We start from the raw sequence: 12,806 nt of genomic DNA, 5'->3' as shown, positions 1-12,806 counted from the left end.
TGTTCATTCCTCCAGGAACAGCTTGCTGAATACCAGGCCTCCCTCCTCCTGCCTGGCCAGCTTCAGCCCGTAACGCTCCGTATCAAAAATGCACCAGTCCAGGTTGCCCCTTATCCAGGAGCGCAGGCCCATGATATAATGCTGCAGGTAGGCCTGCCCGCCCTTGGCGGAGGAGAGCAGCTTTTTTTCCAGGAACATAAAGTGCCGGATGCTTTCATTGCATACTTCCGTTACCTCGCGGATAGCATCAAAGGGGCTTAAATGATGCTCTTCCCGCAGCAGGAGCACCATGTTGTGCGGTTCATTTTCCCGCTGTTCCTTTTCAAAAGATACCAGGTCATTTACCCAGCAAACCGCCTCTATGCAGATGAGCACCAGCTTTTGCACCAGGTCCTGCTGCAGCACTTCGTCCGGCAGCCAGGTTTGCTCTACCATTTCTATCAGGTCTATACAGGGGTACATGGCGCTGGTGAAGGGGCGCATGCTGATGTATTCCGCGATGGAGGGCAGTTGTCCCAGGCTCCGGTTGCGCGCTTCCCAGGCAGTAGCATCAAAAAGGGTCTTCATATTGCCGATGAACCGGCGCTGCCAGGCCGGCGGGCAGATGGCCTGCAGCCGTTCCCAGATGTCCTTCAGGGCCGCCGCCAGGTTTACATACTCGCTGAACAGGGGCACTTTATTATGCTGGAGCACATGCAGCATTTCCGTGACCGCCTGTGCATGCCCTGCCTGGTCGTCTGCCGTTTTCTCCAGTATATCGTCCACCAGGAAAAGCCAGGTACAGAAATCGCAGGCAATACACAGCTCCAGGTAGCTGGCTGTATGGTAGATGCGGGATACGAACCAGGGAAACCTGGCCTTGCGGTAGGCTGCAAACAGGGGAGGCGATGGCGCCAGGTCAAACTGCTGCACCCAGTAGATGTTGTGCGCATTCACTTCGTCCACAAAACGGCTGATGCTGGCCGGGAATGGGCAATATATCTGTGGCAGGCGTAACTGTTCCATATGGTTATTTTTTTGAGGAGGAGATAATGGTGCTTGAGGGTTTTCGGGTTCCGGTATTATAAAGATACCAGCAGCCACTGCGATAACACGTCACAACCGCTATTAATACTATCTTTAGTCATATTAACCTGGTACTGTTATGCCGCTATTTTTTAATATCGTATACCTGTGCTGGCTCCTGTCAGAGATCATCCTGAACCGGCTGCTGCGTTCCGGCCGGAAGGACCAGCCACTGAAAGGCAAGCACTCTCTCACCTACATCTGGATAACGGTGATCGCCGCAACGGTTGCCGGGGGACAAATCGCTTATCGCACTCATTTTCCCCTGCTAAAATGGTGGGCTACCGGCCTGGCGGGCATCGTCCTGATCCTGCTGGGCATGTTGCTGCGGTTCACGGCCATTGCCTCCCTGGGGCGCTTTTTTACCGTGGATGTGGCCATCCGGGAGGGCCATACCATTAAACAGGACGGCTTGTACAAATATATGCGGCACCCGGCCTATACCGGCTCCCTGCTGTCCTTCCTGGGATTCGGTATCTCCCTCAACAACTGGATCAGCCTGCTGGTGGTAATGGTGCCGGTAACGATCGCTTTCCTGTACCGGATACGGCTGGAAGAGGACATGCTGTCCGCCGCCTTTGGCGAGGACTATGAGGCGTATAAGCGGCGTACCCGCCGGCTGATACCGGGCGTGTATTAACAGGAGTTGAGGAAAATGGCAATAGTTTTTGATTTTTCGGGTTTGACCATTATCTTTGCACTCCCTGACGAAAACGGGGGGAATTTTGGCGAGATAGCTCAGGCGGTTAGAGCGCAGGATTCATAACCCTGAGGTCGAGGGTTCAACTCCCTCTCTCGCTACACCAGCAAAAAATGGCTTCACTCATCGTGAAGCCATTTTTCGTTGCCTCCAACCCATTACATCGATATCCCAATGTTTTTCGGAAAAACAGTACACCCTCACTTTCAATCAGGTTAAAAGTTCAACACCTTTAAGTTTACCTTTTGCAATAAAGAGGGCTTCTTGAATCATTGCCCGGCGTTGTACCATGCAATAAAATCTGCTTATTGACTGATGCCGCTCATAATTTTACTAACAATGACCCATTTGCCATCAATCCTGTGCAACGATAAAAAATCATGATAAACCATATCATACGCTGTCACCTGTACCTCTGCAACCGCCACAGAATTCACCGCCTTAATACTCAAAATTTCTCCTTTAAACGGCTTCCCCGAATCTTTCGGATGCTGTCTATTCGCTACCACCTCCAGCCATTCATCCAATGTTTTGCTGTAAGGCTGCCCTTTTACATCGCCAAACAACCTGGTACCTGGGTGGAAGATCTGTTTTAACTTATTCAAATCGCCTTCATAACTTCCCTGAAAATAATATGCCTCCAATCTTTGCGAAATGGCGGCTTCATGCGTTAGTTGAGTTGTCATGCTTTATGTGTTTAGTATGACGTGAAGGTATGAAGGACGCGAAAGTAAATTGTGTGATGCAGATCACATCTTTTGGGAATAGCAGCTCAGGTATTATTCAGGCGGTAAAGCGTTTCCCTCGAAACGCCTAAATAAGCGGCAATCAATCTTTTGGGCACCATATTGTATAGCTCGGGGAATAAAGTTATCAGTTCTTCATAACGGTATTTTACATCGTTATTCATCGTGCTTAGCAACCTTTTTTGAGAAGCCACATATTCACCCGTCATACGGGTGCGGAAAAAATGTTCTACCTGGTGAAACTTTCTACAGGCACTCTCCCGGGCATTGTTTGACAGGCACAACAATTCTGTATCTGTAATACAACCTATGCTAATAGTAGCTCTTGTACCACTATACAAAGCGCTGTAGTCCGATGCCCAGCACGAAGGCATTGCAAACTGCAGCACAAACATTTTTTGATTATCATTTACATAGAAGGTCTTAATGCATCCACTAACCACAAAATATTCGCAGTCTATTCTTTCTCCCGCAGTAATAATATAGGCTCCTTTTTTATAGGATTTAGCCGTGAAGCATTCGAAAAAATCGTCGAACTCATTTTCCGAAAGTTTAGCGGTTTTCGCTATATGCTCTTTTAGTAATTGTTTGGGATCCATGCCTTACAATTTATGCACTAAAAGTAACTAAATTCACATTTGTCCCCTCTTGGAAATGATGTTGCTGCCTGACCTTCGGCTAAGACAACGCATCCATTGGTCAGGTTTTTCCTTAAACATTTACTCCCCCTCCGGGTCCACCACATCCGTCTGCGCTACCCGGCCTACCTGCCCATCCTCCAACCGCACCTTTATTCCTCTTGAATGATAAGCCGCCGAGGTAAGCAGGTCTTTCACAATACCATAGGTCAGCTTACCGCTTCGCTGGTCTTTCTTCAGGATAATAGCCACCTCCTGGCCGGGATAAATGTCTTTTCTGTATTGCCCATCCATAATACTGCTGTTTACCAGGCACAAAGTTATTTCAGAAAAATATTATTCCGAAACTTTTAGCGGGAACCGGATGCCTACCGGTAACAATATCCACACGCTTTCCTGTGCCCGGTCTGTACCGCCTTTTCTATCGTTACCGTATCGATCTTATGGGTGCACCTCCGCAATCCCTGGCATAAGCGGTTATGATAAGCATAACTGGTGCCTGAGCGGCAGATGTATACCTTGGAGGATGGGTCGCGGGCTGTCAGTAGCAGCGCAACAGACAACAGGGATAAAACGCATACAGGCAATAATCGCATTGGCAATAATTTCATAGGTATAGGGAATGCGGGAATGCTACAATTGTACAATCCCGTGTTTTACAGCATACAGGGCCAGCGTTACTCTTGTCTTTACATTGAGACGATGAAACAGCGCATCCCGGTAACCGTCTATTGTTTTAGGGCTTAAATGCATTTTATCAGCAATTTGCTGGTAGGTCATTTCCGTAGTGGCCAGCTTCAGGAATTCCCGCTCATTCTCGGATAAATAGACAGCGGCATCATCCTTCTTACCGTTATTGCCCAGGCGCTGGTTCAATACATCCGCCGCTACCTCGGAATAATAGTAGCCATTGCTGGCAATGGTTTCCAGCGCCCGGTGCATATCTTCCACCTCTATGTCCTTGCTGAGGTAACCTTTTACCCCCAGCCGCAGCATGCGCAGGATCTCCGTCTCTGATTCCACCATGGATATCACCAGTATCTTTACCGAAGGGTGGGTACGCTGCAGCCATTCCACGGACTCAAACCCGTCCATGTCCGGCATATCGATGTCCATCAGGATAATGTCCGGGAATGGAGGCTGCTGCATTTTCTCTTTCAGGTCCAGCCCGTTCTCCGCTTCAAACAGGATCTTGTACCGGTGCTCCTTGTCTCCCAGGTTAATGAGCTTGATAAGTCCTTTCCGGAACAGGTTGTGGTCATCTACCAGCGCAATGGTCAGTATGGGAACAAGGGATTTCATATAGCAGGGGATTTTGTTTTTTCAGGGTGGGGAATATTGATCAGCACTTTAGTGCCTTCCCCGATGCGACTGTTAATATTAAACTCAGCGTTGATGTACGAGGCCCGCTTCCGGATATTCAGCAACCCGGTGCTCTGCTTCTCCCCGCTCCGGCTGAGCGCCTCCTGTACATCAAACCCGCATCCGTTATCCGTAATGGTGAGGCTGAACTGGTCCGGGGTAAAGGTCAGTGAGGCGACGATCCTGCTGGCCTTCGCATACTTTACCACGTTGTTCAGCACCTCCTGGCAAAGCCGGAAAAGAATGATCTCGTGCTCCGGCGGCATACGGTATGTCTCACCGGTCTTTACAATCTTCACCTCATCATATTTCCCGGTCTGCGCCAGCCGGTTCAGCTCATTTTCCAGGGCCTTTACAAACCCTATATGGTTAATGTGATCCGTATTGAGACTGGCGCTTAACGCTTTCAATTCGCTCATGAGCTGCTTGGCCAGCGATTTTGTTTCAACGATATTGCCCCGCTGATCATCCGCCACCTGGGGCAATACTTCCGAAAGATTGATGTTGATCAAGGATACCAGGTGACTGAAGTTCGCATGCAGCTCCTTGGCGATATGATCCAGCGTCTGCTCCTGGATGTCCAGCTTGGACTGCAGCAGGGTCTGGCCAAACGCCTGCCGTATTTCAATCAGCTCCTGTTGGTGTCGGAATCGCTTTCGCTGGTAAAGGAATAAAAAGTAAATAATAGCAAAGCTAAGGGACAGCGCAACAACGGTAGAGATGATGATCGTTAGATAGATTGCATCGGTTGAGGTTTGCATAAAAAGCTTATTAAATAGGAGCAGCACAGTAATAAATTAAGCGTCATATTTATAGGCAGGTATAACATGGACAAACCCGGTTGCCTGATATTCAAAAAACCCATCATTATTAAAAACGGCAGTGAAGCCACATGATATACAAATGTGCCTAGAATTATCCAGACCAAAGGTTCCTTATGCAGTACAATGATCCTGGTTTCCTCCAGCAACTGCTTAAAATAAAAAAGACAAAGTATAATGATAGGAATATGCGCGAAGATCAGGCTATAGGTATTATACCGGTAAGGCCCCTGGATAGCCAGGTAGTTCAGCAATCCGAAAACCACCAGTACCGGGCCTATATAAAGTATCGCTTTCTTTACACGTGCTGCATTTAAAATATGGTAAAAAATAACCAGCAGTATGCCAAGACGGAAAGTGATGAATACATTATAGATCCACAAATTATTCTTTGAATAATTCCAGCCGAACATTTTATGGAGGTACCATTTCCATAAAATGGCCGATACTTCCGTCAGCAAAGCTACGATCACCAATACCGCGAATAATTGATATGGCTTGGGCCATTTCTGCCTGAAGCTTCTCAGGCAGAAAATGGCGCCAAGCAATAGAAAAACAAGGAACAGGTATTCATATTTCAGGAGCCGTAGCATTCACTTAATTTACATAATATTATTCATAAGTATCGTCATCGCAACTGGGCGGACAGGGTGATCCCAGGTTAAAATCCCGGATCCATCCGGTGGATTCCTCGCCGGGGAACAGGATCACCTCCCTGGGCAGGGCCGAGCGCTCCGGGTAGTCCGGCTCATTCTCCAGGACCACGTTGCTATGAACAACAGTATCGCCCACCAGCCGCTCCCGCGTGGTGGTAAACAGCAGGCATAACTGTCCCTCGTATGCATGCCCCTCCTCGTACATACCAAAGTGGATGCGGATACCGTCGCCCCCGGCAAACGTTATCTCTTCCAGCAGTTTTTCAAAATGCTCCTTCGAATACCAGATGGATCTTGTGTCGGGTTTACCCAGCGCATTGCTCAATACATTATGCTTCAGGGTTTGGTACCGGTTAATACGGTCAATAGTGACCTGCTTGCCTACGTAGAAAAAGGGTAGTGGCTTTACAGTAACATGACGTTGCATAACTAGATTTTTTTTGGTTAAGGAATAAATAATGGGGTGTAAACTGTTTACGCCGTCAAAACTACGCTCACCTGTGCAACCAAAAAACAGCCGGCGGCAAATACCGGAAAAATCCTCCTCCGCCCGGGGGCTTTAACCTGCCAGCCATAAAAAAGGGGATTTTTCCCCTGTCCTACAGGTTTTTTCCTTCCCTGCACATTACAACCTTTGGGCTGTCAACAGCATCCCTATGATACCAAACAAGCTATTGAAATGAAGAAAGCACTCGTTGTCGGTATTAACGACTACCCCGGAAGCGCCCGGCTGAGAGGCTGCGTAAACGATGCCACAAGAATAGCGGAACTGCTCAGCACCCATGCAGACGGCTCCCCCAATTTCGATGTAATGCTTAGCTGCGATGTAAAGGCCCGGTCCGCGCTCCGGTCATTGATATTGGACGCCTTTAAGCACGACGATGAAAGCAGCCTTTTCTACTTTTCAGGGCACGGTTGTATTACGGACACAGACGGTTATATTGTAACGCCCGATTTCAGCCGCCATGATGAAGGCATTTCGATGGACGAAATACTGAAAATCGTAAACCTTTCCCCTGCCAGGCACAAGATCGTAATACTGGACTGCTGCCACTCCGGCGCAATGGGTGTGCCGCTGCCCGCCGGTACGGCTGCTTTCCTGGAGCGGGGCGTTATCATACTGGCGTCGAGCCGGGATACGGAGGTTTCAATGGAAGTGGGCAACCAGGGCGTGTTCACCAGTTTCCTGGCCGATGCGTTAAAAGGAGGCGCCGCAGACATAGCGGGCGAAGTGACGCCGGGCAGCATTTACAGTTATATCGATAAAGCGCTGGGAGCCTGGAGCCAGCGTCCTGTCTTCAAGGCCAACATCTTGAGATCCACCTGTCTCCGGAAAGTTACGCCCCTGGTGCCCCTGGAAGAACTGAGAAAGCTGACCACCTATTTCCCCCGGGCCGAAAGCGAATTTGCACTGGACCCCAGCTACGAGTATACGACCGAAACCCCGGACCTGGACCACATCCACACCTTCAAGATACTCCGCAGGATGCAACTGATCGGCCTCGTGGAACCGGTGGATGAAGAGTACATGTACTGGGCCGCCATTAACCGGAAAAGTTGCCGGTTGACGTCTTTAGGCATTTATTACTGGAAACTGCTGACAAGCGGAAGACTATAAACCCCAACCCAGGCAATGATGAAAAGAGCATTGAAATATGATGTGGCCATCTCTGTTGCCGAAGAAGATAAGGCAGTGGCCCAACAGATCGTCCGGGCACTGAAAAAAAGAGGTATCCGCTGCTACTACTATGAAGAAAAAACGGCTGAGAGCTGGGGGGAGTATATCATTCATCTTACGGAAGATGCCTTTGGAAAGCGCACCAGGTATATACTGATGATCACCAGTAAGATCTTTGTGCAAAAGTACTGGTCCAATATTGAGCGCCAGGTGGCGCTGGCCAATCCCATACCAGGCAAACCGCACATCCTGCAGCTCAGGCTTGACAATACGCCAGTGGACGGTCTTTCCGAACATGCGGTATACCGCAACTGGCGTAATAACCCCGAAGAGATCGCGGACATCATCAAGAAGAAGGTCAGGATGCAGCAGCTTGCTGAAATACGCAACTCGGCAAAATATGGCCTCCTCATACTAGTTCTCATCGCTGCCGGCCTGTATGCCTATATCGGGGCGATCCCGGAGCCCAGGAAGAGCCGGCAACAGGCTTCCGTACCATTAATGGAAAAAATGCTGGTGGCAGGGCTTTCCACCGCCACCGATTCCTTTTATATCAGTAATACGGAAGTAACCGTGGCAGAATACCGGGCCTTCTGTGAAAGCCGGCAAAAGATTTTCCCGCCGCAGTTCCCGTACGCTTACGAAAATAGCCCGGTGACCAATATCACCTGGTACGAGGCCCAGGCCTTTTGCCAATGGAAGGGAGGCCGGCTGCCTACAGAAGCGGAATGGGAATATGCCGCCGGTGCGGGACTACCCGTTACCTACAGCGGTGGCAATAACGCCAGCGAGGTGGCCGTCTACAACCGGCAAAAGCCCGGCCATGTAGCCACCAAAGCATCCAATGTATATGGCCTCTATGATATGACCGGCAATGTGGCGGAATGGTGCTATGACTGGTACGACTCCTCCTTCCGGTATAAATCTGTAAGGGGCGGCGCCTACAACAGCAGGATCAATCCTGTGAACGAGCTGGACATCCGCTATCGCAGCAAAGAGCAGCCGCATGCCAGATCACTCCGGATCGGGTTCCGGGTGGCATGGGATAAAAAGTAACTAAATCCACACAAATATGAACAATCCTACATTCCAGCTTCACAGAAGCCCCCTCAACAACCAGTTCTATTTCCGCCTGCGGGGCCGCAACGGCGAAATTACCCTGAACAGCGAGTCATACATCAGCCAGGCGTCCTGCAGGAACGGCATTGCGTCCGTTAAACGTTACGCCCCGCATGATGAGTGGTATGTGCGAAGGGACCGCACCGGCAATTACACCTTTAACCTGAAAGCGCCTAATGGCGAGATCATCGGCCGCAGCGAAAACTATACGACGGCCGGCAGCCGGGAACAGGGCATCCAGTCTGTAAAGATCGATGCTCCCCATGCCATCATTGAAGATCTCACCTGAGCGATAACCTGAGCGCCTCACCTGTTTAATCACCATCAAACCTAACAATATGCCGTTAACACCTGAATTAAAGCACCATTTTCTGAACCTCTATCACATTGCGCTTTCCGATTCCCGGGTAGACATGCGGGAGCTGGAAATGCTGTACCGCATCGGGGAGAGCAGGGGCATCAGCCGGTCCGATATTGACACGCTGCTGCTGCAGCCCGGGCAGGAAAATTTCACCCCGCCGGAAACCGTGCTCGAAAAGGTCGATTGCCTCTACGACCTGTGCCTGATCGCCTGGGCGGATGGAAGCGTTTCGCCGGAAGAGAAGGAAGCACTGGAGCTTTTCTGCGCCCGGCTGGGGTTCCGGGACGAGAACATCTACCAGATCTGCACCTACCTGCTGGACGAAGCATCCCGGAATACCCCGAAAGAAAACATATTATCCACTGTTGCTCAAAATCTCTGACCTATGGGAATTTTAAAGATCACCAAAGGGTTGTTCGCCCTGAATGAAACGCCTCCGGCCCCGCCGGAGCAAAAGGTTACAGAAAAAATAAACCACCAGGACTATGGGCATTACCAGGCCTACCTGCTGGGAGGAAGCCTGCCCGGCCTCCGGGTATGCCTGCAGAAACTGTATTTCAATTTCAAGGAACGGATAAAAGACGACCTGGATAAGCAGGAAGAATTGAAGAAGCCGGTCCGCATCACACTGGAAGAACATAAAGGGCATATAGACCGGTGGACCAACAAGATCCGGAAGCTGAAAGAGGAAGACATGCCTGCTATCAAACAAAGAATGGCCACCCTCCAGGAGGAAAAGGCGCATATCCGGAAGAACCCCCAGGAAGTGATCGGCGACCATGCGGGCAAGCCCAGCTTCTACATCGGTATGATCATCCTTATTTTCCTTACGCTGTACCTGTTTGTATTCTATAGCTCCGCCTCCTACTCGGCATTCTTCAAAACGTTCTCGCTGAACGAGATCGGTGTGGCCAATTCCATTTTTGACGCGCAGGCCATAACCAAAGCCATCCGGGACGGTGTAATGGAGCTGGTGCTGATCCTTACCATCCCGTTTGTGTTCCTGGGACTGGGGTACCTGATCCATAAGATGCAGGAGGAGGCAGGATATGCGAAATACATTAAGATAGCTGTGCTGGTGCTGGTCACCTTTATTTTTGACGCCATCCTCGCTTACGAGATCACGGAAAAGATATACAATATAAAAAAGGACAACAGCTTTGGCGATCTCCCGGAATACTCCGTGTCCATGGCGTTAAGCTCCGTTAACTTCTGGCTGATCATATTTTCCGGCTTCATTGTATACCTGATCTGGGGATTTGTGTTTGATTTCGTACTGGAATCCTTCGGCAAGCTGGACCAGGTAAAAGTGGCGCTGAAAGAAAAGGACCGGCAGATCGCGGAATGCCTGCAGCAGCTAAATGAGCTGAACGGGGATATAGACCGGATGACGCACCTGATCGATGAATCCAAAACGAAAATCAAAAAGCTCAATGAAACCCTGAGCTGCGTTATTATACCACGCGAGTTTGAACAGGAGGTTTTCGGCTTTATGGCAGGATGGCTGGCCTGGATGAAAGGCAGCGGGAAAACGCATGCCGACCTCGAAAGCGCGGAAGGGATTGTGCATGAATTTGTGAATGTCACTATATACAATTACCCTCAAATGAATACCCAATGAAATACCTGTTAATACTGACATTGATATTATGGGGCTGCAGCCCGGATGCTCCTTCCTCCCAAACAGGCAGCACCGCATCCACTGCGCCGCCGGCCGCTAAAACCCGGCAGCAGCTCAACCTTACCATATTACTTGATCTTTCCGACCGGATAGACCCGGAGAAGAACCCGGCCCACCCGGAGCATTTCCGCAGGGACAGCGCGCTTATCAGCTACCTGGCAGACTATTTCCTCAGTGAAATGAGGGCTAAAGGCACGCATATGTCAAAAGGGAAAATGCGCCTGGTGTTCACCCCCAATCCCCCGGACCCCGGTATTAACCTCGCTGCCCAAAGGTTACATACCGACCTCTCAGGGATGGATACGAAGCAAAAGAAAACAACCTATGAAACGCTCGGGAAAACGGTGGCGGAAAACATCAGCAACATCTACAAAACCACTATCAACCAGGCGCAATGGCCGGGGTCCGACATCTGGCGTTTCTTCAAAAATGATGTAAAGGAAATCGCCATTGATAAAGACACCGGCTATCGCAATATACTCGTCATCTTTACGGACGGGTATATTTACCACGACGACTCAAAGGACAATGAAGGGAACCGTTACGCCTATGTGCTGCCGGAGCTCTTCGATAAATATCACCTGCGGAATAATAACCGTTGGGCGGAGCAAATGGATAAGCTTGATTTTGGATTGATCAGCAGGCAACCGGATCTTTCACAGCTTGAGATATTGATGCTGGAGGTATCGCCCTCTCCCGGGCACAAAAACGATGAGGATATTATCCGTAAGGTCATGAACAAATGGTTCTCCGAAATGAAAGTAAAGAAGTGGAAAATACTCAACAGCGACCTGCCGGAACTTACCAAACAGAAGATGGAGAATTTCCTGCAGGAATAGTCATGTGAGTGTTCAGTGCAAGTCGTGTTATCCCCATACCTGTGAAGCCTTCCCTTTATTGCCGCCGGTAGCACTACGCTGGTACCCGGCGGCAATTGTTTTTTCTTTTGTACCTTCACTCCATTCCCTTACCGGACCCATACCCAAAATCACAACTATGGCAGACTTCGACCAACAAATGGCTTATTACAGGTATCTACTCGAAAAACATGGAAAAAAAGTGCTCCTCGGGTTGTTCCTGCTGATACTGGCGCTCACTTCCATCCGCACCGTCGGGCCGGAAGAGGAGGGCGTGGTACTGAACCTGGGCCACTATAGCAGAACCGTAAGGCCGGGCCTGAATTTCATAGCGCCTTTCGGCATTGAAACCATGTACAAGATCCCGGTGCAAAGACAGTTAAAACATGAATTCGGCTTCAGGACCAATGACGAGCGCAGCTCCGACCGGTATTCAGACGGTGATTTCAGCCTGGAATCCTCCATGCTGAGCGGCGACCTCAATATGGCCGATGTGGAATGGGTAGTACAGTACCGGATCGTCAACTCCTTCCAGTACCTGTTCCGCGTAAAGGACCCCGAGCGTTCCCTGCGGGATATGTCGGAATCCGCCATGCGCAAGATCGTAGGCGACCGTACCGTGAATGAAGTGCTCACCATCGGGCGGCAGGAGGTGGCCACCCAGGCGGAAGTACTGCTGCAGCAACTCTGCGACGAATACCAGAACGGCATCCGTATAGACCAGGTAGTGCTGCAGGATGTGAACCCGCCCGCTCCCGTGAAACCCTCTTTCAACGGCGTAAACCAGGCGCAGCAGGAAAGGGAAACGCTGATCAACAAAGCTGAATCGGAATATAACAGCGTGATACCCAGGGCAAGGGGCGAAGCCAGGGAGACCATCCAACTGGCGGAAGCCTACGCCCTGAAACGCATCAACGGCGCCACCGGCGACGCTGCAAGGTTTGAAGCATTGTACGAAGAGTACATCAAAGCGCCCGATGTCACCAAAAAAAGAATTTACCTGGAAACCATGGAAAGACTGCTGCCCAAAATAGGCAACAAGACCATCGTGGATGAAAAGGGGAACAATGTACTGCCCCTGCTCGAATTAGGTAACAAGAAAACCGCCACTAAATAGATCGT

Annotated in this window: 15 protein-coding genes and 1 tRNA gene; 9 read left to right on the top strand and 7 right to left on the bottom strand. The window is 50.0% G+C overall.

Annotation, left to right across the window (positions count from 1 at the left end; all coding sequences use genetic code 11):
- Positions 1–3: 3 nt before the first annotated feature.
- The gene (locus LX66_RS10635) at positions 4–1,005 is read right to left on the bottom strand and encodes a terpene synthase family protein (RefSeq protein ID WP_145712912.1); all 1,002 of its coding nucleotides are present in this window, start codon (positions 1,003–1,005) and stop codon (positions 4–6) included.
- A gap of 139 nt (positions 1,006–1,144) precedes the next feature.
- Here LX66_RS10635 and LX66_RS10630 point away from each other — a divergent pair, with 139 nt between their 5' ends.
- Positions 1,145–1,705, top strand: coding sequence for a methyltransferase family protein (locus LX66_RS10630; RefSeq protein ID WP_145712909.1), 561 nt, complete (start codon positions 1,145–1,147; stop codon positions 1,703–1,705).
- A gap of 87 nt (positions 1,706–1,792) precedes the next feature.
- Positions 1,793–1,866: transfer RNA gene (locus LX66_RS10625), tRNA-Met, on the top strand.
- 204 nt (positions 1,867–2,070) lie between these two features.
- Here LX66_RS10625 and LX66_RS10620 read toward each other — a convergent pair.
- The 6 genes from LX66_RS10620 to LX66_RS10595 form a co-directional block, all read right to left on the bottom strand.
- Positions 2,071–2,451, bottom strand: coding sequence for a nuclear transport factor 2 family protein (locus LX66_RS10620; protein ID WP_145712906.1), 381 nt, complete (start codon positions 2,449–2,451; stop codon positions 2,071–2,073).
- 86 nt (positions 2,452–2,537) lie between these two features.
- Positions 2,538–3,110, bottom strand: a complete 573-nt coding sequence (locus LX66_RS10615; RefSeq protein WP_145712903.1) for a Crp/Fnr family transcriptional regulator — start codon at positions 3,108–3,110, stop codon at positions 2,538–2,540.
- Positions 3,111–3,230: 120 nt separating this feature from the next.
- The gene (locus LX66_RS10610; protein WP_145712900.1) at positions 3,231–3,443 is read right to left on the bottom strand and encodes a YwbE family protein; all 213 of its coding nucleotides are present in this window, start codon (positions 3,441–3,443) and stop codon (positions 3,231–3,233) included.
- A gap of 339 nt (positions 3,444–3,782) precedes the next feature.
- Positions 3,783–4,451: a response regulator transcription factor gene (locus LX66_RS10605; protein ID WP_145712897.1), complete on the bottom strand. Its 669-nt coding sequence runs from the start codon at positions 4,449–4,451 to the stop codon at positions 3,783–3,785.
- The gene (locus LX66_RS10600) at positions 4,448–5,272 is read right to left on the bottom strand and encodes a sensor histidine kinase (protein WP_145712894.1); all 825 of its coding nucleotides are present in this window, start codon (positions 5,270–5,272) and stop codon (positions 4,448–4,450) included. The genes LX66_RS10605 and LX66_RS10600 overlap by 4 nt, the downstream gene beginning before the upstream one ends.
- Positions 5,273–5,944: 672 nt before the next feature.
- Positions 5,945–6,415, bottom strand: coding sequence for a hypothetical protein (locus tag LX66_RS10595; protein WP_145712891.1), 471 nt, complete (start codon positions 6,413–6,415; stop codon positions 5,945–5,947).
- Positions 6,416–6,667: 252 nt separating this feature from the next.
- On the opposite strand from LX66_RS10595, the gene LX66_RS10590 reads away from it, so the two are divergent.
- The 7 genes from LX66_RS10590 (at position 6,668) to hflK (ending at position 12,801) form a co-directional block, all read left to right on the top strand.
- Complete coding sequence (locus tag LX66_RS10590) at positions 6,668–7,606, top strand: caspase family protein (protein WP_145712888.1); 939 nt, start codon at positions 6,668–6,670, stop codon at positions 7,604–7,606.
- A 15-nt stretch (positions 7,607–7,621) separates the two neighbouring features.
- Positions 7,622–8,722 (top strand): SUMF1/EgtB/PvdO family nonheme iron enzyme, encoded by a 1,101-nt coding sequence (locus tag LX66_RS10585; protein ID WP_145712886.1) that lies wholly within the window; start codon positions 7,622–7,624, stop codon positions 8,720–8,722.
- A 16-nt stretch (positions 8,723–8,738) separates the two neighbouring features.
- Positions 8,739–9,074, top strand: a complete 336-nt coding sequence (locus tag LX66_RS10580) for a YegP family protein (RefSeq protein ID WP_145712883.1) — start codon at positions 8,739–8,741, stop codon at positions 9,072–9,074.
- 49 nt (positions 9,075–9,123) lie between these two features.
- Positions 9,124–9,528 carry a tellurite resistance TerB family protein gene (locus tag LX66_RS10575; RefSeq protein WP_145712880.1) on the top strand — a complete coding sequence of 135 codons (405 nt, stop codon included), beginning with the start codon at positions 9,124–9,126 and terminating at the stop codon, positions 9,526–9,528.
- 3 nt (positions 9,529–9,531) lie between these two features.
- A complete protein-coding gene (locus LX66_RS10570) occupies positions 9,532–10,767 on the top strand; it encodes a G protein-coupled receptor family protein (protein WP_145712877.1) in 1,236 nt (411 codons plus the stop codon).
- Positions 10,764–11,666: a hypothetical protein gene (locus LX66_RS10565; RefSeq protein ID WP_145712874.1), complete on the top strand. Its 903-nt coding sequence runs from the start codon at positions 10,764–10,766 to the stop codon at positions 11,664–11,666. Before LX66_RS10570 ends, LX66_RS10565 begins: the two co-directional genes overlap by 4 nt.
- A 157-nt stretch (positions 11,667–11,823) precedes the next feature.
- Positions 11,824–12,801 carry an FtsH protease activity modulator HflK gene (gene hflK / locus LX66_RS10560; RefSeq protein WP_145712871.1) on the top strand — a complete coding sequence of 326 codons (978 nt, stop codon included), beginning with the start codon at positions 11,824–11,826 and terminating at the stop codon, positions 12,799–12,801.
- Positions 12,802–12,806 lie beyond the last annotated feature (5 nt).

The organism is Chitinophaga japonensis, assembly GCF_007830125.1.
GTDB classification, from domain to species: Bacteria; Bacteroidota; Bacteroidia; order Chitinophagales; family Chitinophagaceae; genus Chitinophaga; species Chitinophaga japonensis.
This window is presented reverse-complemented; position numbering and strand designations above follow the sequence as displayed.